Source organism: Cardiobacterium sp. Marseille-Q4385, assembly GCF_916618745.1.
Classification (GTDB): Bacteria; Pseudomonadota; Gammaproteobacteria; order Cardiobacteriales; family Cardiobacteriaceae; genus Cardiobacterium.
In genome coordinates, this window is the sequence record NZ_OU745373.1 from 2,493,086 (window position 1) to 2,514,935 (window position 21,850).

11 protein-coding genes and 1 CRISPR repeat array (1 of these 12 only partly in view) are annotated in these 21,850 nt (G+C 58.5%); of the genes, 6 read left to right on the plus strand and 5 right to left on the minus strand.

Annotation, left to right across the window (positions count from 1 at the left end; translation table 11 throughout):
- Window positions 1–8,030: direct repeats of the CRISPR family, unit length 32 nt; unit sequence GCAGCCGCCTTCGGGCGGCTGTGAGTTGAAAC; it begins 2,470 nt to the left of the window's first position.
- A 282-nt stretch (window positions 8,031–8,312) separates the two neighbouring features.
- From lepA to era, 6 genes are all read left to right on the plus strand, one after another.
- Window positions 8,313–10,118: a translation elongation factor 4 gene (gene lepA, locus LG374_RS11905; RefSeq protein WP_225757897.1), complete on the plus strand. Its 1,806-nt coding sequence runs from the start codon at window positions 8,313–8,315 to the stop codon at window positions 10,116–10,118.
- 14 nt (window positions 10,119–10,132) lie between these two features.
- Window positions 10,133–11,155, plus strand: coding sequence for a signal peptidase I (gene lepB / locus LG374_RS11910; protein WP_225757898.1), 1,023 nt, complete (start codon window positions 10,133–10,135; stop codon window positions 11,153–11,155).
- A gap of 50 nt (window positions 11,156–11,205) precedes the next feature.
- Window positions 11,206–11,868, plus strand: a complete 663-nt coding sequence (locus LG374_RS11915) for a DUF4272 domain-containing protein (protein WP_225757899.1) — start codon at window positions 11,206–11,208, stop codon at window positions 11,866–11,868.
- 117 nt (window positions 11,869–11,985) lie between these two features.
- Complete coding sequence (gene rnc / locus LG374_RS11920; protein WP_225757900.1) at window positions 11,986–12,654, plus strand: ribonuclease III; 669 nt, start codon at window positions 11,986–11,988, stop codon at window positions 12,652–12,654.
- Window positions 12,651–13,169, plus strand: coding sequence for a hypothetical protein (locus LG374_RS11925; RefSeq protein WP_225757901.1), 519 nt, complete (start codon window positions 12,651–12,653; stop codon window positions 13,167–13,169). Before rnc ends, LG374_RS11925 begins: the two co-directional genes overlap by 4 nt.
- Window positions 13,170–13,171: 2 nt before the next feature.
- A complete protein-coding gene (era, locus tag LG374_RS11930) occupies window positions 13,172–14,074 on the plus strand; it encodes a GTPase Era (RefSeq protein WP_225757902.1) in 903 nt (300 codons plus the stop codon).
- Between the two features lie 1,151 nt (window positions 14,075–15,225).
- Here the strand turns inward: era and LG374_RS11935 are convergent.
- The 5 genes from LG374_RS11935 to LG374_RS11955 form a co-directional block, all read right to left on the minus strand.
- Window positions 15,226–15,600, minus strand: a complete 375-nt coding sequence (locus LG374_RS11935) for a YqcC family protein (RefSeq protein WP_225757903.1) — start codon at window positions 15,598–15,600, stop codon at window positions 15,226–15,228.
- Window positions 15,601–15,708: 108 nt separating this feature from the next.
- Window positions 15,709–17,199, minus strand: coding sequence for an NCS1 family nucleobase:cation symporter-1 (locus LG374_RS11940; protein ID WP_225757904.1), 1,491 nt, complete (start codon window positions 17,197–17,199; stop codon window positions 15,709–15,711).
- Between the two features lie 190 nt (window positions 17,200–17,389).
- Window positions 17,390–19,960 carry a WG repeat-containing protein gene (locus LG374_RS11945; protein ID WP_225757905.1) on the minus strand — a complete coding sequence of 857 codons (2,571 nt, stop codon included), beginning with the start codon at window positions 19,958–19,960 and terminating at the stop codon, window positions 17,390–17,392.
- A 164-nt stretch (window positions 19,961–20,124) separates the two neighbouring features.
- Window positions 20,125–21,183 (minus strand): HlyD family secretion protein, encoded by a 1,059-nt coding sequence (locus LG374_RS11950; RefSeq protein WP_225757906.1) that lies wholly within the window; start codon window positions 21,181–21,183, stop codon window positions 20,125–20,127.
- 10 nt (window positions 21,184–21,193) lie between these two features.
- On the minus strand, window positions 21,194–21,817 hold the full coding sequence (locus LG374_RS11955) for a TetR/AcrR family transcriptional regulator (protein WP_225757907.1): 624 nt from the start codon (window positions 21,815–21,817) through the stop codon (window positions 21,194–21,196).
- Window positions 21,818–21,850 lie beyond the last annotated feature (33 nt).

Consider the following 21,850-nt stretch of genomic DNA (forward strand, 5'->3'; position numbering starts at 1 on the left):
CTGTGAGTTGAAACCGGGGTAGGCAGTTATCCGCTTGGTGGTACACCGGCAGCCGCCTTCGGGCGGCTGTGAGTTGAAACGTCTGCCGCCGTCCACGCCTGTTTGCGTACTTGGCAGCCGCCTTCGGGCGGCTGTGAGTTGAAACGCGCCATAGCCGGTGACCAGGCAGGCTTTGAGGAGCAGCCGCCTTCGGGCGGCTGTGAGTTGAAACACGATGATGACCGCATCCGCGAGCAGATTGAGGCCGCAGCCGCCTTCGGGCGGCTGTGAGTTGAAACTGCTATAAAACCGGCAATTACAAAGCCTGCCTTGGGCAGCCGCCTTCGGGCGGCTGTGAGTTGAAACGTCTGCGCTGCCACTATCTCGAGGACTATCCGCGCAGCCGCCTTCGGGCGGCTGTGAGTTGAAACTGCTATGAAACCGGCAATTACAAAGCCTGCCTTGGCAGCCGCCTTCGGGCGGCTGTGAGTTGAAACGCTTTACGCGGGTCGATGTGGCGCGAGATTTCATGCAGCCGCCTTCGGGCGGCTGTGAGTTGAAACCCTACCTGCATCCGCCGATGGCTGGGATGTATCCGCAGCCGCCTTCGGGCGGCTGTGAGTTGAAACTGGCCGTAGTTACCACCACCACGGCCACCTTTACGCAGCCGCCTTCGGGCGGCTGTGAGTTGAAACTGCTATGAAACCGGCAATTACAAAGCCTGCCTTGCAGCCGCCTTCGGGCGGCTGTGAGTTGAAACCTCGATATATCGCTCAATCAGCTTGCGCACTATCGCAGCCGCCTTCGGGCGGCTGTGAGTTGAAACTGGCGACATTCGAATGTTAAGATTAACGTCCTTTGCAGCCGCCTTCGGGCGGCTGTGAGTTGAAACAGGGTTTTTCCCGCGCCGGGTGTCCCAGTAACCAGGCAGCCGCCTTCGGGCGGCTGTGAGTTGAAACTACGTCATCCAGCGGCTGGATACCGGCGAGTTTGTGCAGCCGCCTTCGGGCGGCTGTGAGTTGAAACTGCTATGAAACCGGCAATTACAAAGCCTGCTTTGGCAGGCCGCCTTCGGGCGGCTGTGAGTTGAAACATGTTAAAGCTGCTGGTCCAAACAGAACCTCTGTTGCAGCCGCCTTCGGGCGGCTGTGAGTTGAAACATAGATGTGGCCATAAGCCATTTGGTAATGCAGGATGCAGCCGCCTTCGGGCGGCTGTGAGTTGAAACCGGCGTGGCGTGATATTTATCCACACAAATCTGACGCAGCCGCCTTCGGGCGGCTGTGAGTTGAAACTGCGCAGGCTGCGCGAGCACTACGGCATCACACGCAGCCGCCTTCGGGCGGCTGTGAGTTGAAACCTGTTACTTCACGCGGGATTAAATGCTTAATCAGGCAGCCGCCTTCGGGCGGCTGTGAGTTGAAACGGGAGGGTTTGACAAATGATATTCGCACCGGCTCGCAGCCGCCTTCGGGCGGCTGTGAGTTGAAACCCTGTTTTTCGCGGTCATTTGAGGGAGTCACTGTGCAGCCGCCTTCGGGCGGCTGTGAGTTGAAACAGGGTGCCGTCTTTGTTGTAGAAATTGAATTTGACGCAGCCGCCTTCGGGCGGCTGTGAGTTGAAACGGGAAGCTCTCCAATACTTTCGGCTGGGCGCGGTGGCAGCCGCCTTCGGGCGGCTGTGAGTTGAAACGCCTCATCGCGATGCGCAGCGCTCGCAACTGGCGCAGCCGCCTTCGGGCGGCTGTGAGTTGAAACGCAGCCCTCGACGTCGATGCCGCTAATGTTGGTATAGCAGCCGCCTTCGGGCGGCTGTGAGTTGAAACGAGTGGGGCAGTCATGGCGTCAGGGTAGGCGGGGCAGCCGCCTTCGGGCGGCTGTGAGTTGAAACGTTGGTGTAGCGATAGGTCTTGTTGCCCCCGAAGGCAGCCGCCTTCGGGCGGCTGTGAGTTGAAACCACCTCGCAGTTATTAATACAGCGGCGTACCATAGCAGCCGCCTTCGGGCGGCTGTGAGTTGAAACAAGTCAAAGGATGAGCAACCGGAGACGAATCTGCTGCAGCCGCCTTCGGGCGGCTGTGAGTTGAAACGCCCCGGCGCGAAACGCGGTGTCGTGTACGAATTGCAGCCGCCTTCGGGCGGCTGTGAGTTGAAACCGGTGATGGCTCAAACGGCACGCATGATTTGAATGCAGCCGCCTTCGGGCGGCTGTGAGTTGAAACAAATCAACATACTATGCTGACTCCTCGCGATGCGCAGCCGCCTTCGGGCGGCTGTGAGTTGAAACGCTACGCGTGAGCAGGTGACCGACACCAATGGTCGCAGCCGCCTTCGGGCGGCTGTGAGTTGAAACGTCTCCTATCTAGGCCTCTCGCCTTATCGGCGCGGCAGCCGCCTTCGGGCGGCTGTGAGTTGAAACGGACTGCCGTTCGCTTTGTCCTTGCCGTCCTTGCGCAGCCGCCTTCGGGCGGCTGTGAGTTGAAACCCGGTGATGGCTCAAACGGCACGCATGATTTGAAGCAGCCGCCTTCGGGCGGCTGTGAGTTGAAACATCCCCTTTGCATTCGGGCGGGATGTTCTTGGCGCAGCCGCCTTCGGGCGGCTGTGAGTTGAAACACAACAAAGAAACCCGCCGCCGCAGCGATTACCGGCAGCCGCCTTCGGGCGGCTGTGAGTTGAAACAGCGTTTTGGACGCACCGGGGTGTCCAGTGACCAGCAGCCGCCTTCGGGCGGCTGTGAGTTGAAACGACAACGATATAGCGCCCCTGCTCTATTGGCAGATGCAGCCGCCTTCGGGCGGCTGTGAGTTGAAACGTCTCATTTTTGAGACTAAGTCGGGTACTACTAGGCAGCCGCCTTCGGGCGGCTGTGAGTTGAAACAATCGCAACTAAACAACGCGCGGTGTCAAATGCTGCAGCCGCCTTCGGGCGGCTGTGAGTTGAAACCATCCGTTGCCCCGGTGGAAAATGGCAGGTTGGCGCAGCCGCCTTCGGGCGGCTGTGAGTTGAAACAACCCAAAATACACAATCGCGCACGAAACCTACGCAGCCGCCTTCGGGCGGCTGTGAGTTGAAACACCCTCTTTACCCTTGCCGTAGTCCTCAAGCTCTTGCAGCCGCCTTCGGGCGGCTGTGAGTTGAAACTATAGTAGTTATAGAGATACCAAAGGCTGCCCGGTGCAGCCGCCTTCGGGCGGCTGTGAGTTGAAACAACCATTACGCCACCATCCTTTCTTCCAACGACCGCAGCCGCCTTCGGGCGGCTGTGAGTTGAAACGGCTTGACCCAAGAGGAGGGCATACGGGTCGGCTCCGCAGCCGCCTTCGGGCGGCTGTGAGTTGAAACGGGATCGGGATCTCGTTTGGCCAAATACTCGTCAGCAGCCGCCTTCGGGCGGCTGTGAGTTGAAACGGCTGGCTGGCCTTTGCCCTACCCGCATCCGCCGCAGCCGCCTTCGGGCGGCTGTGAGTTGAAACATCACTGTGGTCGGGGTCAAGCCGCTGCTCAATTGCAGCCGCCTTCGGGCGGCTGTGAGTTGAAACGGGTTAAACCCCGTCCGCCACATCAGATAGGTTGGCAGCCGCCTTCGGGCGGCTGTGAGTTGAAACGGGGCAGCGGTAGCGCTGGTCGAAGCCGGTTATCGCAGCCGCCTTCGGGCGGCTGTGAGTTGAAACGAGCAGTACTGGTATCCGTGGGACCCTGACAAGCGCAGCCGCCTTCGGGCGGCTGTGAGTTGAAACAAGGAGCAGGGCGGCACAGAAATCCTCACCCTGCGCAGCCGCCTTCGGGCGGCTGTGAGTTGAAACGCCGCGGCCAATGTGGGCGCGATGACGCTAGCGCGCAGCCGCCTTCGGGCGGCTGTGAGTTGAAACAGGCCTGTCCGCAACGCCCCCTGAACCTGGCTCTTGCAGCCGCCTTCGGGCGGCTGTGAGTTGAAACTGCCAACAACGCGGGGGGCTTGCCCGATTGACACGCAGCCGCCTTCGGGCGGCTGTGAGTTGAAACATCATCGCTTAATTTACGAGTTTTTATATAAGTCGCAGCCGCCTTCGGGCGGCTGTGAGTTGAAACTTCGACTGAGCCGCGCAGGTCGCCTCAAACTGCATGCAGCCGCCTTCGGGCGGCTGTGAGTTGAAACCAGCCGCGCCTCGCGGATGAGGGCGCGCTGGTAGGCAGCCGCCTTCGGGCGGCTGTGAGTTGAAACGGCGTACTGTGATAGTGCTCACCACACGACAAGGCAGCCGCCTTCGGGCGGCTGTGAGTTGAAACGAGTCTTGGCAATGGTTGCGAGTGGTTGCGATCAAGCAGCCGCCTTCGGGCGGCTGTGAGTTGAAACTCTTTGCAACTCCCACCTTTGACCGTACCGCCACGCAGCCGCCTTCGGGCGGCTGTGAGTTGAAACAGCGTTTTGGACGCACCGGGGTGTCCGGTAACAAGGCAGCCGCCTTCGGGCGGCTGTGAGTTGAAACTCAGTGAGCGGTGCGTGGACAATCCCCGCGCTAAGCAGCCGCCTTCGGGCGGCTGTGAGTTGAAACAGCATGCTCTTGACCATCTTAAAGCCGAAGGTCGCAGCCGCCTTCGGGCGGCTGTGAGTTGAAACTTATCCGGCCATCTCGGCCACAGCCAAACAGCCGGAGCAGCCGCCTTCGGGCGGCTGTGAGTTGAAACACAGCATCATGATGCGTAAATTGGCGACTTACGCCGCAGCCGCCTTCGGGCGGCTGTGAGTTGAAACATGGCGGGTGAAATGACGGTTGAGGAAGTGCTTGGCAGCCGCCTTCGGGCGGCTGTGAGTTGAAACACGTGTTTACACGTTTACAGACAGCGGCATAAAGGCAGCCGCCTTCGGGCGGCTGTGAGTTGAAACTGGACTGTACGCATTGAGGACGGGGGAAGTCTTGCGCAGCCGCCTTCGGGCGGCTGTGAGTTGAAACCTTCTTTACGCGACGGTCCTCCATTTCACAATTAGCAGCCGCCTTCGGGCGGCTGTGAGTTGAAACATGACAGATTAGGTGAATTAGAGGATGCGTTATCGCAGCCGCCTTCGGGCGGCTGTGAGTTGAAACCATCCGTTGCCCCGGTGGAAAATGGCAGGTTGGCGCAGCCGCCTTCGGGCGGCTGTGAGTTGAAACCCTGTCAAGATAACCACAAGCTTTGGCAGCAGATGCAGCCGCCTTCGGGCGGCTGTGAGTTGAAACTTGCATTTAACTGAGCACAGGTGCGTCAGTCTCGCAGCCGCCTTCGGGCGGCTGTGAGTTGAAACTGCGTCCCTGCATACCAAGAATACGCGTGTTCCGGCAGCCGCCTTCGGGCGGCTGTGAGTTGAAACTTGATTTAGATGTGAGTGGCAGAAACGTAAAGGCGCAGCCGCCTTCGGGCGGCTGTGAGTTGAAACTGCACGCGCTCAATCGTTGACAATGTTTTGAAGCTGCAGCCGCCTTCGGGCGGCTGTGAGTTGAAACGGCGCTCACATAATAATCGTAGTAATGTCTGGGAAGCAGCCGCCTTCGGGCGGCTGTGAGTTGAAACTGACCATGACCCATGAAGAGGAACAGCAGCGCTTGGCGGCAGCCGCCTTCGGGCGGCTGTGAGTTGAAACACGCATGGGGACCTCCTAGATCCGTTTGAGTGATGCAGCCGCCTTCGGGCGGCTGTGAGTTGAAACACTTTGTAAATTTACCTATGATCGACTGGCTGAAGCAGCCGCCTTCGGGCGGCTGTGAGTTGAAACAACCATTCGCATCTGTCACTTGCTTCCGACAAAGGCAGCCGCCTTCGGGCGGCTGTGAGTTGAAACATTTATCGAACATGCGGGGAAAATCGATATGACGAGCAGCCGCCTTCGGGCGGCTGTGAGTTGAAACGTAGTCAATGCTGCCCTCGATATTGCTGCCCTCAAGCAGCCGCCTTCGGGCGGCTGTGAGTTGAAACACTTTGCAGCGCCTCAAGAGCGACGCGTCCTCATGCAGCCGCCTTCGGGCGGCTGTGAGTTGAAACGGTTTATAAATTTGTGATTTATGAACCGTAAACGCAGCCGCCTTCGGGCGGCTGTGAGTTGAAACAGGCTGCGTAGGATTGTGAGGTCGTGGGCAGTTGGCAGCCGCCTTCGGGCGGCTGTGAGTTGAAACGCGGTTGCGTGGAGTATCTGAGTGGATGTCTCGCGCAGCCGCCTTCGGGCGGCTGTGAGTTGAAACCCGGCTTGCGCGGATAAAGCAAATGGCAATAACAGGCAGCCGCCTTCGGGCGGCTGTGAGTTGAAACGTGATGGACATCTACGACCATCTGCGCGGCGTCCGCAGCCGCCTTCGGGCGGCTGTGAGTTGAAACGTCCTTGCGGATGTGCCCCTGCATCTCCTTGATCGCAGCCGCCTTCGGGCGGCTGTGAGTTGAAACGGCCGCCGCCGCCACCCCCCCGCTTGCGCGTGTCGCAGCCGCCTTCGGGCGGCTGTGAGTTGAAACTGTCAACAATTTCTTTTTTATTGGAGTAGATAAGCAGCCGCCTTCGGGCGGCTGTGAGTTGAAACTGAAGAACTGACGGATGCTCAAAACACGATTGAGGCAGCCGCCTTCGGGCGGCTGTGAGTTGAAACAGACTGGGTACGGCTCGAATTACAAGCCCGCCCAAGCAGCCGCCTTCGGGCGGCTGTGAGTTGAAACCACCTCGCAGTTATTAATACAACGGCGCACCATAGCAGCCGCCTTCGGGCGGCTGTGAGTTGAAACCAACAAATTTTTGGAGCTGACGTCCAATTCCAAGCAGCCGCCTTCGGGCGGCTGTGAGTTGAAACAACATCATCATCACTGACAACCGCATCCCCCGAAGCAGCCGCCTTCGGGCGGCTGTGAGTTGAAACAACATCATCATCACTGACAACCGCATCCCCCGAAGCAGCCGCCTTCGGGCGGCTGTGAGTTGAAACTTTTTGCTTAGGTGGTAACTGCTACCACCTTTCCGCAGCCGCCTTCGGGCGGCTGTGAGTTGAAACAATACCACAATTCCTCAACTCTTCCGGCAGACCGCAGCCGCCTTCGGGCGGCTGTGAGTTGAAACGATTACTTGTCGCGGCACCAAATGCTTGACAATAGCAGCCGCCTTCGGGCGGCTGTGAGTTGAAACAACGCGTAGGCGCTAATGATGATAGAAAGGAAAAGCAGCCGCCTTCGGGCGGCTGTGAGTTGAAACAGCCTTGACGTTGATACAAGCGGCAAGGCCCCGAAAGCAGCCGCCTTCGGGCGGCTGTGAGTTGAAACTTTATAGGCGGTTACTGCCTGATAAGCGCATCATGCAGCCGCCTTCGGGCGGCTGTGAGTTGAAACCCTATCTAGGTCTCTCGCCTTATCGGCGCGAGTCAGGCAGCCGCCTTCGGGCGGCTGTGAGTTGAAACTTCCATAAATGTTACTTTTTCAGCAGTCATAATCAGCAGCCGCCTTCGGGCGGCTGTGAGTTGAAACGACGGCTGGCACAAAATGGACGATATCGAAGGCGCGCAGCCGCCTTCGGGCGGCTGTGAGTTGAAACAATCCGCCCGAGGAGTTTGCCGACTACAGCATTAGCAGCCGCCTTCGGGCGGCTGTGAGTTGAAACTTCAGCAGTCATATCAGCTCCTAGTGCTGTTGTGCAGCCGCCTTCGGGCGGCTGTGAGTTGAAACTTTATAGGCGGTTACTGCCTGATAAGCGCATCATGCAGCCGCCTTCGGGCGGCTGTGAGTTGAAACCCTATCTAGGTCTCTCGCCTTATCGGCGCGAGTCAGGCAGCCGCCTTCGGGCGGCTGTGAGTTGAAACTTCCATAAATGTTACTTTTTCAGCAGTCATAATCAGCAGCCGCCTTCGGGCGGCTGTGAGTTGAAACTCCGAGTCCCGGCACCGGGGCTTTGACATCTACCTGGCAGCCGCCTTCGGGCGGCTGTGAGTTGAAACGCGCGGTGTACGGTTGGCGAGGTGGTGTAACTGGCAGCCGCCTTCGAGCGGCTGTGAGTTGAAACCCGAACAACATCTGCATCATCAACGGCACGGACATGCAGCCGCTTTCGGGCGGTTGTGGGCTGAAACAGATACCATTTGAGAACAGGCATTGTCCGATTTTGCGGTGAATGATTAGCGTCGCTAAGCGGGGAAACATCGGGTTTACGAAACGCTGCGGGCAACTTCTCCTGTAGTGCATCCGGCTGTCGCCGAGGTTGCACATCGTCATAGTGCCGAAAGTGCTTTCCGCCCGTGCCGTGCAAAACAGCGTATGGGGCAGCATAGGAAACGAGAGCCGCCGCCTGCTGTGGCTTCACTTGACCCCCGCTGTATAATGCCGCCCCTTCCCATTACCCAGACACTACGCCCATGCTTGAGCGCATTCGCAATTTTTCCATCATCGCCCATATCGATCACGGCAAATCCACCCTTTCCGACCGCTTTATCCAGATGTGCGGCGGCCTGTCCGAGCGCGAAATGGAAGCGCAAGTCCTTGATTCCATGGATTTGGAACGGGAACGCGGCATTACCATCAAGGCGCAAAGCGTCTCGCTCAATTACACTTCGAAGAAGGACGGGCAGACGTATCAGTTCAACTTCATTGACACCCCCGGCCACGTGGATTTTTCTTATGAGGTCTCGCGTTCGCTCTATGCCTGCGAGGGCGCGCTGTTGGTGGTGGACGCGGCGCAAGGCGTCGAGGCGCAGTCGGTCGCCAACTGTTACACCGCCATTGAGCAGAATCTAGAAGTGCTGCCCGTCCTTAACAAGATTGACCTGCCCAGCGCCGAGCCGGAACGCGTCATGGAAGAGATTGAGGAAATCATCGGCCTGGATACGTCGGAGACGCTGAAAGTCAGCGCGAAAACGGGTGTGGGCATTGAGGAACTGCTGGAACAGATCATCGAGAAAATCCCCGCACCGCAGGGCGATCCCGATGCGCCGGTGAAGGCGCTCATCATCGATTCGTGGTTCGATAGTTATGTCGGCGTGGTGTCGCTGGTGCGTGTGTTTGATGGCACGCTGAAAGTGCGGCAGAAGATGCGCGTGATGAGCAGCGGCGACGAGCACCTCATCACCAAACTCGGCATTTTTACCCCGAAGGCGCAGGATCGCAGCGAACTGCGCGCTGGCGAAGTCGGCTTCGTCATCGCCGGTATCAAGGACATCAACGGCGCGCCCGTTGGCGATACCCTGACCGACGCTGCCCGCCCCACTGCTGAACGCCTGCCCGGTTTCCAGAAGGTGCAGCCGCGCGTTTTTGCCGGTCTCTTTCCGGTCGAATCGGATGATTATGAAGATCTGCGTGAGGCGCTGGCCAAACTGCGCTTGAACGATGCTTCGCTCTTCTACGAACCAGAAACTTCGCAGGCGCTCGGCTTCGGCTTCCGTTGCGGTTTCCTGGGGATGCTGCACATGGAAATTGTGCAGGAGCGTCTCGAACGCGAATACGACCTTGACCTCATTACCACCGCGCCGACGGTCGTTTATGAAGTCGAAACCACCGCCGGGGAAACCATCCACATCGACAACCCCAGCAAACTGCCGCCAATCAACCACATCGCTGAAATCCGTGAGCCGATTATCATCGCCAACATCCTCGTGCCGAAAGACTATCTCGGTGCGGTCATTGGCCTGTGCATCGAAAAACGCGGCGTGCAGAAGGATATGCAGTTCGCCGGGCAGCAGGTGCAGCTGCACTTTGAAATGCCGATGAGCGAAGTGGTGCTTGATTTCTTCGACCGTCTCAAATCCGTCTCGCGCGGTTTTGCTTCCTTTGACTACGAATTCCGCCGCTTCGAGCCGGCCAACCTCGTCCGCCTCGACGTGCTGATTAACGGCGACAAAGTCGATTCCCTCTCCATCATCATCCACCGCGAACATGCACAGATGCGTGGTCGCGAACTGGTGGAACGCATGCGCGATCTCATCCCCCGGCAAATGTTCGAAGTCGCCATCCAGGCGGCCATCGGTAACCAGATTATTGCCCGCTCGACCGTGAAAGCGCTGCGCAAAAACGTACTGGCGAAATGCTACGGCGGCGACGTGACCCGCAAACGCAAACTGCTGGAAAAACAAAAAGCGGGCAAAAAACGGATGAAACAGGTCGGCAGCGTGGAAATCCCGCAAGAAGCCTTCCTCGCCGTCCTCAAAGTCGATACCAACAGCAACTAAACAAGGAAACACACATGAACTATTTGCAGCAGATACTGGGCGCCTTCATGACCCACTTCGAGCTGATCCTCACCATCACCGTCCTCGTCTGCTTCATCTTCTACCTCATCGACGGCCACAGCTACCGCAAAACGCGCAAACGCCTCTATCGCGCCTTCAAGCGGGATAACTTCAGCCCCGAAGACCGCCTTGCCTACGCCATCCGCCTCGCCACCGTGCTGCAAAGCCGTCGCGGTGTGTCGCGCAAACACCAAAAAGCCTTCGACAGCGCGCAAAACAAACTCACGAACGGCGAGCCGCTCAGCGGCGGCGAACTCTACTGGCTGAAACACCCCGTTTACCCGCAGGAAAAATTCATCGAATTCTTCGGCGGCATGTTCTGGGTACTCTTCGCCGTGTGGTTCATCCGCTCCTTCCTCTGGGAGCCCTTCCGCATCCCCTCCGGCTCGATGGAGCCGAACCTCTACGACGGCGACTTTATCCTCACCAGCAAATACAGCTACGGCATCAAACTGCCCGTACTGCGCAGCACCATCATCCCGACCGGCAGCGTGCAGCGTGGCGACGTCATCGTCTTCCGCTACCCGCAAAATCCCTCGTTGCACTACATCAAACGCGTCATCGGCCTGCCCGGCGACCACATCCGCTACGATCACGACCAAGTCTGGATCAACGGCGAAGCCCAACCGCTCGAACCCGTCGGCGAAACCCGCGAAATCACCCGCGAATACGAAGGCGGCCTGAAAATCACCATCCCTGCCGTCACCTACAAAGAAACCCTTGGCGGCCGCGAACACCTCGCCCAACTCTACCCGCAGCACCCGAACACCCGCCCCGGCATGGTCGAAGGCAGTCTCACCGTCCCCGAAGGCCACTACTTCGTCATGGGCGACAACCGTGACGACAGCGAAGACAGCCGCGCCTGGGGCTTTGTCCCCGAAGCCAACCTCGTCGGCAAAGCGACCATTATCTGGATGAACAGCAACTGCCTGCTTGGCAAGGGCGAGTGCGACCACATCGGCAAAAGCATTCACTAGACCCTAAAAGGCGCCAAGCGAGACAACCACGCGGATTCCGCCACAACAACATGAAAACCCCCGAACAACGCAAACAAGCCTCCATCGCCATCCTGCAAGAACACGGCGTTCCCTACATCGACTGGCTACCCGTCATCGAAGACGCCAGCGAGGCGCGCGTGCGCAGCGCCGAAGAAATCGCCCGACGCGCCATCGCCTGCCTCATTACCATCCAGGCCGCCTTCGACCGCTACAACGGTGAGTACACCCCGTCCGTTGCCGACAAATACCAACACATACTGGCCCGTTACCAACTCAACGATGCCCTGACCGCCGAGGAAAACGCCATCTACAACGGCGCTGGCGGCGAAGCCGAAATCACCAAAATGACCTGGAAATACGAAGCCTACTGGACACTCCTCTGGGCGCTGGGCATCATCCCCGAACTCGACTACCCCGCTCACACCATAGACTGCGAAGCCGCCTGCCAAGCCGTTTTCGATCACCAGGACTTCGCTTCCTTCATGACAACCGTCCGCCTGCGGCCTATCGAAGACATCCTTGACCAGGCCGACCTCATCTACCGCTACCACTGGGCGACCCGCGATGCCTACCTGAACGGCAGAGAAGCACCCGCAGGCCTTGACGACGACGTCATCGTCGAACGGCACGCCGCCCTGAACTGGCTCATCGGCGTTGATGACGACTGGGACAACCCCGACACCAGCACCTGATAACAAACCTGGGCATTGAGCCGGGAAAACAGCGCGCCGAAGACAGATAGCACGACGGGGCGCGCCAACACAGATTCCCTCCCGGATACAAGCCCCTAAACGAGACAACCACACACCATGCACCCTATCGAAAAAGCGCTCGGCTACACCTTCCGCGACCCTGACCACCTCACCCGCGCCCTGACCCACCGCAGCCACAGCGCCAAACACAACGAACGCCTCGAATACCTCGGCGACGCCCTGCTGGAAACCATCAGCAGCATCTGGATCTACAACAACCGCCCCGCCGTTCCCGAAGGCGACCTCACCCGCCTGCGCGCCACCATTGTCAAAGAAGACAGCCTGGTCGGCGTTGCCCGCCGCCTCAACCTCGGCGAACACCTGCGCCTTGGCTCAGGCGAACTCAAAACCGGCGGCGCACGGCGCGCCTCCATCCTCGCTGACGCCGTCGAAGCGCTCATCGCCGCCGTGTATCTTGATAGCGACTACCCCACCTGCGAAAGCGTCACCCTCGCGCTGATTGCCCCGGAACTCGTCGCCCTGCCGCAGACCGCCACCCCGCTCAAAGACCCCAAGACCCAACTGCAAGAACACCTGCAAGGCCGAGGCCTGCCGCTGCCGGACTACCAAATTATCAGCGAAAGCGGTCCCGAACACGCGCGCGAATTCCAAATCCGTGCCACCAGCGGCGAATACATTGCCGAAGCACATGGCAGCAGCCGCAAAAAAGCCGAACAGCAGGCTGCAGCCGAACTTTTGAAGAGATATAAGGAAGAAAAGAAATGATAGATTGGAATATTGTAGTTAGCCTGCTAAGTTTTATAGTGAGTGCAGCAAGCGTTTTTGTAGCTTATTTAGCTATTCGTGAAAGTAAAAAAACAACTCTAGGTACTACAATTTCAGGCAGTAGACAAGATTGGATAAATAGCTTACGGAATGAAATTGTGGAATTTTTAAATATTATTTATATTGTTCCAGGTCTGTATCATAGAAAACAAATTAGTGATGGAGAGGCAATAGCTGAAAATAGAAATTTATTATATAAAGTTCAAAATATAGAACTGCTTATTAATCCAAAAGAGGATAAGCATAACAGATTAATCAGTCTTTTGTATAAATCTCGCTCTATGTTTATTAACTGTATTAATGATCTTAAGCAAAATCAAGATGATAATATCGATATAGACCAAGATGAATTTGAAATATCTGAAACCCACCTTAGAGAAAAAGTTAAAGAAATTGTTGAATTGGCCCAAGATATTTTTAAAGAAGAGTGGGAACGAGTAAAGAAAGGAGAGTAACCATGACCCAACGCGCCGGATACATCGCCGTCGTCGGCCGCCCCAACGTCGGCAAATCCACCCTCATCAACCACCTCCTCGGCCAGAAAATCGCCATCACCAGCCGCAAGCCGCAAACCACGCGGCATGCCCTGCTCGGCATCCACAGCAGCGGCGACAACCAGCTCATCTTCGTCGATACCCCCGGCATCCATCAGAACCGCGACAAAGCCATCAACCGCCACATGAACCGCACCGCCTGGCAAAGCATGGACTACGTTGACCTCATCCTGCACGTCAGCGAAGCGGGAAACTGGACGGACGAAGACGACCGTATCGCCGAGGCCCTGCAAAAACAAAACAAACCCGTACTGCAAATCCTCAACAAAATCGACCGCCTGCGCGACAAAAGCGCGCTGATGCCCGAACTCGCCCGCATCCATGAACGCGGCAACTGGCAGGCCATCATCCCCGTCTCCGCCCTGCACGAACAAAACCTCGCCGATCTCGAAAAAACGCTCATCCCGCTCCTGCCCGAACAGCCGTGGATCTACCCCGAAGACCACATCACCACAGCGGGGATGCGCTTCATGGCGGCGGAAATCATCCGCGAAAAAATCTTCCGCTACCTGCACCAGGAAATCCCCTACGCCCTCGGCGTCATCATCGACCAATACCAGGAAAGCGAACGCCTGGTGGACATTGACGCCACTATCCTCGTCGAACGCGCCAGCCAGAAAGGCATCGTTATCGGCAAAGGCGGCCAGACCCTGCGCCTCATCGGCCAGCGTGCGCGCGAAGAACTCGAACAAATGCTGGAAAAAAAAGTGATGCTGCGCAACCACGTCAAAGTTAAAGACAACTGGCGTGACAACGATGCCATTGTGCACAGCATGGGCAGTGGTAGCGGGACGGAAGATGCCTGAATATCACCCAAAATACAATATCTATAAAGGCTATATTTTTATAGCTAATGCTAGCTATTAATTTAACTACTGTCGTATCAAAGAAGGATAATTGCGCTATACGTTGAGCCATATACTGGCATCAATTAATCTTACTTTCTATAGATAAGGAGATTTAAAACAATGTCTCAAACAAATCATAAAATTATCACCTGCCCTCATTGCTTCGGTGAAGTACCTTATGGTGCAAAAGTCTGCCGAGGTTGCCAAGCAGAAATTGAATATGGCATACCCGATTGGTTGTTCCTTATTTTTTTAATTTTTGGCATATGGGTAGGATGGCATTCTTCCGGAATATTAGCTTGGATTATAGGCATCGCAGCATTTTTTGTATGTTGCATTATTTCAGAGAGATATTTGTTCAAAAATCGCATCGTCTTTAAACGCAAATATCACAAATGATATTTACGCAGATAAGGCCTATTAATTTGTCTTATTCGACGGCAGGCGCAGCCTGCTTTTTGCGTTTCGGGCAAGCGCAACCGCCAAGCGAGCGGGGGAGACTACGTATTTTTTGATTTTGAGGCGTTGTAGACAACATTTATACGAAATTCGGTAACCACGCTGCTTGGCAAAGCCAGTATTTGCGCCATTTGACGCGAACCTAGTAACGACACCGCCTGGCGGAGTCAGTATTTACGTCGCTTGGCACGAAATATTCCTTCCCCCACCTGCGGGGGCAGGTGCCTGGAGGGCGGAAGGGGGGATGAAAATCCAGCATTTACGCTGCTTGAAGCGAACCCAGTAACGACGCCGCCTGGCGGAGTCAGCATTTACGCCGCTTGGCACGAAATATTCCTTCCCCCCGCTTGCGGGGGAAGGTGCCCGGAGGGCGGAAGGGGGGATAGAAATCCAGCATTTACGCCGCTTGAACGCGAAGCCCCGCAACCATGCCGCTTGATGAGCCCAGTATTTACGTCGCTTGGCGCGTGTCAAACCCAAAATGCGCACAAAAAAGCCCCTCCCCCAGTGGGGGAGGGGTTTGGGGAGAGGGTTGAGAAAAACCGCGCAGTGGCAAATATCCCGCTTGGCAGGCGGGCCCAGTCTTTACGCCGCCTAGCGCCTTTTTTTCCTGTCATCGCCCGCGCCCTCAGGGTAACGTGCCGCCGTTTTTAATGGCGGCGGTAACGTCGCTCAACCAGCGCGAGGTGTTGTGCGTAGTCGGCATCGCCGTTGACCAGGGCATCCAGCGCGCGCATCACCAGCAGCAGTCCGCCGCTGGTATGCGCATCGCTTTTCCAGGCTTCTTCCGCCATCGGCAGCAGTCCGCTGCGCTCAGGCAAGGCGGCATGGGCAGCGATAAAGGCGCGCATCTTCGGGATATACACCCATTGCAGCCATTCGTGGAAGTGCAGGGTGTCAACGCAGAAGGGTTCGGTGCTGGCCAGGGCCGTGTCGCTGGGGCTTTCTTCGCTCCAGCGGCCACTTTCCAGCAGGGCGAGTTCGAGGGCGGCCAGCAGTTCGTGCATATGCTCGGTCGGGTGCATGGGATTCCTGTAGTTTTCAATAAAACAGGCAATCATTGTATCGCCGCTTTCCGGCACGATGCCGTCCGGCAAATGGAAAACCGCCCGCATAGGACGGGCGGTGAGCGGTCAGCGACGGGACGTTGGCCGGGTCGAGTGGTAGTAATACAGCCAGCCGCTGGCGACCATGGCAATCAGCAACGAGAAGTTGCTGATCATTTTCAGGGCTTCGATGCCGGGCATGGCGGCGAGGATGTTCAGGCCGGGGATGATGACGCAGCAGATACTGAGCAGCGAGGCCGGGATGAGCGCCTTGACTGCCGCCGGATTGACGCCGCCGCGATACCAGTATTGACCTTCCGGGGTGTCGCGGAAGAGATCGGGCACGTGGATTTCCTGTTTTTTCAGCAGGTAATAATCCACGAGGAAGATGCCGTACATCGGGCCGACGGTCGCCGCCAGCATGTCAATGGTGTAGTGGATGATTTCCGGCGAGTTGTAGAGGTTCCAGGGGGTAATGAGGGTGGAGACGACGGCCGCGATCATGCCGCCCTTGCGCCAGCTGATTTTGCCGGGGTAGAGGTTGGAGATGTCGTTGGCGGCGGAGACGAAATTGGCGACGATGTTGATGCCGACGGTGGCGGTGACGAAGGTGAAGGTGAGGAGCAGGGCGATGGTGACGTTATCGATATGGGCGACGATTTCCAGCGGATCTTCGATGACTTTGCCGAAAACCAGCGGCGTGCCGCTGATGGTGATGACGGCGATCATCGAGAAGAAGGTGAAGTTCACCGGCAGTCCCCAGAAATTGCCCCGGCGCACCTCTTTCATGTTTTTGCAGTAGCGCGAGAAATCGCCGAAGTTGAGGGTGGGGCCGGCGAAGTAGTTGATGATGAGCGACATGCCGACCAGCATGGCGACGATGGTTTGGCCGAAGTTGAGCCGATGGGTGGAGAGGTTGAAGTTGATGTTTTCCCAGCCGGCGCGGTGCACAATCCAGGCCATCAGCAGGAACATCACCACATATACCGCCGGCCCCGCCCAGTCGAGGAAGACCTTGATGGCCTGCATCTTCATCAGGAACAGCGCCGTCTGCATGCTCCACATGATGGCGAAACTGAGCCAGCCGAGATAGGAAAGATTGAGGAAGCGATCTTCTTGCAGGGAAGCGAGTCCGGGGAAGAATTTGAGCAGGATGATGGCGAGGGCGACCGAGGCAAGATACGTCTGGATGCCGTACCAGACGATGGCGATGATGCCGCGCAGCATGGCGGGGATATTGGCACCGTACACGCCGAAAGGCATCCGCGAGACGACGGGGTAGGGCACGCCGCTTAACTGGCTGGGGCGGGCGATGAGGTTGGCGAGCAGCATCACCACCCAGATGCCGCCGATGAGGACGAGGAAGATTTGCCAGGAGGTGAGGCCGAGCGAGAACAGGGTGCCGGCGAAGATGTAGCCGCCGACGCTGTGCACGTCGGACATCCAGAAGGCGAAGATGTTGTACCACGTCCATTGTTGCTGGGCGGGAATCAGGTCGGCATTGGCCAGCCGCTTGCTCAGGGCGCGATAAATGCGGCGTCGGCGACTGAAGCTGAAACTGATGTTGGACCTTGGCATGGCAACCTCCGTTCATTGCGGTTTGCCATGACTTTACCGAGCGGACAACGCCTCTGCCTGTGTGCGCGTGACAAGCAACATTCTTTTCGCGACAGCGGGCGGAGCGGTCTGGTAAGAAGCCCGTTTTTACCCCGCTTGGGGCGAAGCGGCGTTTACCGTTGAGTGCTTCGCCACAGGGCAGGGCGGTGGCTTACGGTGCCAGCGGGCGTCCGTTGGGGTCGAGGGTGTAACGCTCACCGTCTTTTTCTACGGTGGCGCGGCCGTCTTTGTATGACCAGACGGTATCGTACTGCGGTTTGACGGTTTCTTTGCCTGTGGTGTCGATAAAGCCCCAACGGCCATTTCTTTTCACCGCTGCGCGGGATTCGCCGTAGGCGAGGACGTCCTGATACTGCGGTCTGACGGTCTCGCGTCCTTTGCGGTCGATGAAGCCCCAGCGGCCATTTTTCTCGACGGCGGCAAAGCCTTCGCTGTAAGGGCGGATGCGGTCGTATCGCGGCAGGGTCGTATCCGGCAGATGTCCCCTCGTGCCGCTTGCGGCAGTCGTGGTCGTGGCGTCGTCATTGCGGCCATTGATGGTGAGCGCCTGTCCACCCGTCTTATCGCTGCTGCCGTCGTGGTCGCTGCCGACGAGGGGATTGTTATCGCTGAGGCGGTAGGGCAGCGGGGCAGTGCTGCTGTCTGCGGTGTTAGCGCCGGAGGTGCCATATGCGGTGTGTTGGGCGGTATTCCGGGGGCTATCCGGCGGCAACGGGGCGACGGCGCCGCCTGCGGGGGCAGCAGCACCGCCGGCATCCATCAGTACGTTCAGCAGGGCGCCGCGATCCACCGCCACGCCGGATTTGATTTGTCTGCCGCTGGGGTCGATGGCGCGGGCGATGTCAAGCGGCAGGGCTTTGCCGCTGCCTTTGGCGGGGCTGTCGCCGCGCAGGCGGTAGTTGCTTTGCCGGCTCTGGTTATCCGCCGCTTCGTGGATGAAGTAGGGGTTCTCCGCCGTGCTGCCGAAAAGGTCGAGAGCGTGCCGCTCCAGGCCTTGGATTTTTTTGTTGACGCGTGCCTGGACGGCGATGTCGCTCGCGCGCATGAAGCGGAGGTTGTTAGCGCCCGGCACGTCTGCGAGGTCCCAGTTCATCAGGTAGGGTTCGCGGGCGAGGTCGCTGCGGTAGTAGGCGTTGTAGTCCATTCCCCTGAACATGTCGTTGCTGTAAATGCGGCCACCGTCCGGATCGTCGTAGCCTTCGGTGCGTACCGGGATGGCGCGATAGCCGTCGGTTCCCTGCATTTTGCGCGAGGAGAGGATGTTGTTATAGACCTGCAAGTCGGTGGTGTCCCAGCTCAGACCCTGTTCTTTCGACCAGGGTTCTTCGCTCAGGCAGCGTCCGTTTTTGTAGTAGTTGCAGCCGCCAATGCGCGGTTCTTCTTTGAGATTGAGCGGGTTGAAGACGCGCGAGAAGGTGTTGTTGTAGATGCGGCTGTTGCTGGAACCAGCGAGGTAGATACCGCTGTCGCTGTTTTCGACGATATTGGAAGCGAGGATGCCGCTGTCGCAGACTTCGTACATCATCGCGGTCGAGACGCCGGTGAAGAAGTTGTTGGTGATTTTGGTGTTGATGCAGCCTTCGTCGCACCAGTAAGCGGGCGGGCGATAGGCGATGTCGCCGCTGTCGTCAACAATGTTGCCCCGGAAGATAGTGTCGCGGGCGTGGGTGATTTTGGCGTGGCCGATGGTGCAGTAGGCGCCGCAATCGGCCATGAGGTTGCCGGCGGTGTTGTTGTTGCGGAAGTAGCTGTCTTCAATGCTACTACCGTGAGCGCGGTTCATGCCGATGGCGGTCGCGCCGTTGTCGATGGCGCGGAGATTTTTAAGGCGGACGCGGCGCGCTTTGTCCACGAAGACGGCGGTGTTGCTGTTTTGCGCGATGATGCCGTCCTGCATGATGCTGTCGTCGCCGTTGATGCTGAGGGTGACGGGGCCGCTGAAATCGCCGAGACGCGGATCGCCTTTGAGCGCCCAAGACTGGTGTGGCGCGTAGTGGGCGATATTGATGCCGCGAATGGTGAGGCGTTTACCGGTGGCGGTGAAGGCGCGGGCGCGTTCGCTGATTTCCACGGTGCCCTGGTTGGGATCGCTGCCAAGGTAGTAAGTGATGGCGTCCTGCGCGCCGAGGCGGTAGCCGCTCAGATTGTTGTCGGGTTCGAGGGTGGTGGTTGGGGTCTGGTCTTCAACGTAGAAGGTGCCGGCTTTGACTTCAGCTTTGCTGCCAACCTGGATTAGCGGACGGTCGTTGATGAAAACTTGCTCGGGATAGGCAGCGACGCCTTCTTTGGACGGGTTGGCATTGACGGTGCAGACATGGCAGAAGTTCTGGAAGTCGCCCGTGACTTTCCACAAGCCGCCTTCTTTTTCGAAGCGGGCAGCGGGAACGATGTCGCTGCCTTTCAGCCACACTTCGCCGTGCGGCTCTGCTTGCAAGGTGATGCGGTTGCGGGTGATGAAGAAGTGGGGCTCGCGGTAGATACCGCTTTTCAGGATGATGGTCGTGCCGTCGCGTGCCTTGCCGAGAGCGGCATTGATGGTGTTGTACGGTTTGTTGCGGCTGCCGTCACCATCGGCGGCGGCATCCGGCGCGACCCAAAGGACGTTTTCCGCTGGGACGGGATAATTGTGATCAGCGACGTCGTATTGCTTGTGCAAGCGGGCTTGCGCGGCAAACGGCAGAGCGGCGATGAGCAGCAGCGGCAGGCGGGTATGGTGGTGCATGATGTTCTCCCGGTTACGGTTTATTCACGCCAGTGTATAGCGAGGGGATGGGGAAATCCACGCGGGGGCTTTGCTATCGCCGTATCCAGCGGCTACGCACGTAACAAAAAGCCTCCCCGCTGGGGAGGCTTTTTCTGCACCTGCGCGCAAAGACTGTTCAGCACTTATTGCGGCGGCAGGTGGGTATCGAGGGCGATCGGCCACGGTTGGCTGCGGTCGGTGCGGACGTAGCCGTTGCCGGTCATGCCGCCTTTGAGCAGGCGGTTGTAGTGTTTGGCAATGTCGGGCGGGATTTTCAGCTTGATTTTGTACATGAGTTTTTCCCGCTCGTTCGGGGTTTCCACGGCTTTCGGGGTGAATTGGGCGTCGCTCGCGATGTAGCTGATGGTGGCGGGGAAGACGGCGTTGATGCCGTCCAGCACGATGCGCGCTTCGTCGCCGGTTTGCAGCGGTGCCATGGCGGCGCTTGGCAGGAAAAGGTTCATGCTGATGTCGCCGGGGTCAAGCAGGCTGATAACGCGGCTGCCCGCGCCGACGACGTTGCCCGGCTCGACCAGGCGGTACTCGACGCGCGCGGTGAGCGGGCTGCGCACGGTCATGTCGGCATTGGCGGCGGCGGCGGTGTCGGCGGTCGCTTTGGCACGGCGCACGCCGGCGGCGGCTTCTTTGGCTTGTGCTTCGACCTGGGCGACAGCGGCTTGCGCTTCGGCGCGTGCGGCTTCGGCGGCTTTGACGCTGGCAACGGCGCGCTGGTAGTCGGCTTCGCGTTTGCTGTATTCGGAGGCGGAGATGAGGTTGTCACGGCGCATTTGCCGGGCGTTGTCGAGTTCGAGTTTGGCGACTTTTTGTTGCTGACGGTAGGCGGCGATTTCCGCTTCGGCACGGGCGACGGTTTGTTTGGCCTGTTTGATGCCCGCTTGCGCGCGCTGCACGGTATCTTCCGCGCCTTCGGTCGCGGCGCGGGCAGCGGTGAGTTGTCCCGCACTCTGGTCGCTGGAGAGTTCGACGAGGACGGCGTCTTTGGCGACTTCGTCACCTTCGTTCACGTGTACGGTCTTGATGCGGCCCGGGTAGAGGGTGGCGACGTCGATGCGGTTCATTTCCAGGCGGCCATTGGAGGCGGCGATGTAGTCGGGCAGGGCGGCGGCTTCTTGCTGGCGCCACGCCCACCAGCCACCAGCGGCAAGGGCGACGACGAGCAGCAGATAGGCGAGTTTTCTCATGGGGTTCTCCTTAGATGAAAAGGGCGGTGAGCGCCCAGTCGATGCGTTCGGCGATGGCGGCGTCGCTCATCACGGCAGGGGCAAAATCGGCGGCGATGATGTCCGGCAGGATGCCCGCCGCCTGCATGCGGCTGCCGATGAGCAGCGGCGCAGCGATCGCCCCCATCAGGAAGCCGCTGCGCTGTACGGTGGCGGCAGGTTTGAGCAAGCCGCGCCGTGCGGCGTTGTCGAGCAGGTTATAGAGCAGTTCAAGGTGGCGTGTGGCGTGCAAGCGGATGAAGTCGCGGATGCCCGGCACTTCGGCGGCATCGGCGAAGATGTGCGAAACCCAGTCGATGTTTTCCCGCACGAAGACGGCGAGGTAGGTGAGCATGGCTTGCAGGTTGTCGCGTTCACTACGGCCTGGGCGGATGTGCAGACTGAGCTGGGCGAAGGCTTCGTCGTATTTGTGTTGCAGGACTTCGGCGATGTAGGCCTCTTTGTCGGCAAAGAGGTGATGGAACATGCCCGGACTGAGTCCCGCCTCAGCGGCGAGCAGGCGCACGGAAAGCTGGCGGTAGCCGTAGCGGGGGTAGAGGGTTTTGCCAGCGGCGATGAAAGCGTCACGCGGGTGAGTTTTGGCAGGGGTGGTCATGGTGGTAAGGGTTGGACAGTTGTCCAAGAGTAT

What these genes read in the sequence shown, in the direction of transcription:
- lepA (WP_225757897.1), top strand. Translation starts at nt 8,313, where the DNA reads ATGCTTGAGCGCATTCGCAATTTTTCCATCATCGCCCATATCGATCAC.
- LG374_RS11925 (WP_225757901.1), top strand. Translation starts at nt 12,651, where the DNA reads ATGATAGATTGGAATATTGTAGTTAGCCTGCTAAGTTTTATAGTGAGT.
- rnc (WP_225757900.1), top strand. Translation starts at nt 11,986, where the DNA reads ATGCACCCTATCGAAAAAGCGCTCGGCTACACCTTCCGCGACCCTGAC.
- lepB (WP_225757898.1), top strand. Translation starts at nt 10,133, where the DNA reads ATGAACTATTTGCAGCAGATACTGGGCGCCTTCATGACCCACTTCGAG.
- LG374_RS11935 (WP_225757903.1), bottom strand. Translation starts at nt 15,600, where the DNA reads ATGCACCCGACCGAGCATATGCACGAACTGCTGGCCGCCCTCGAACTC.
- LG374_RS11945 (WP_225757905.1), bottom strand. Translation starts at nt 19,960, where the DNA reads ATGCACCACCATACCCGCCTGCCGCTGCTGCTCATCGCCGCTCTGCCG.
- era (WP_225757902.1), top strand. Translation starts at nt 13,172, where the DNA reads ATGACCCAACGCGCCGGATACATCGCCGTCGTCGGCCGCCCCAACGTC.
- LG374_RS11915 (WP_225757899.1), top strand. Translation starts at nt 11,206, where the DNA reads ATGAAAACCCCCGAACAACGCAAACAAGCCTCCATCGCCATCCTGCAA.
- LG374_RS11955 (WP_225757907.1), bottom strand. Translation starts at nt 21,817, where the DNA reads ATGACCACCCCTGCCAAAACTCACCCGCGTGACGCTTTCATCGCCGCT.
- LG374_RS11940 (WP_225757904.1), bottom strand. Translation starts at nt 17,199, where the DNA reads ATGCCAAGGTCCAACATCAGTTTCAGCTTCAGTCGCCGACGCCGCATT.
- LG374_RS11950 (WP_225757906.1), bottom strand. Translation starts at nt 21,183, where the DNA reads ATGAGAAAACTCGCCTATCTGCTGCTCGTCGTCGCCCTTGCCGCTGGT.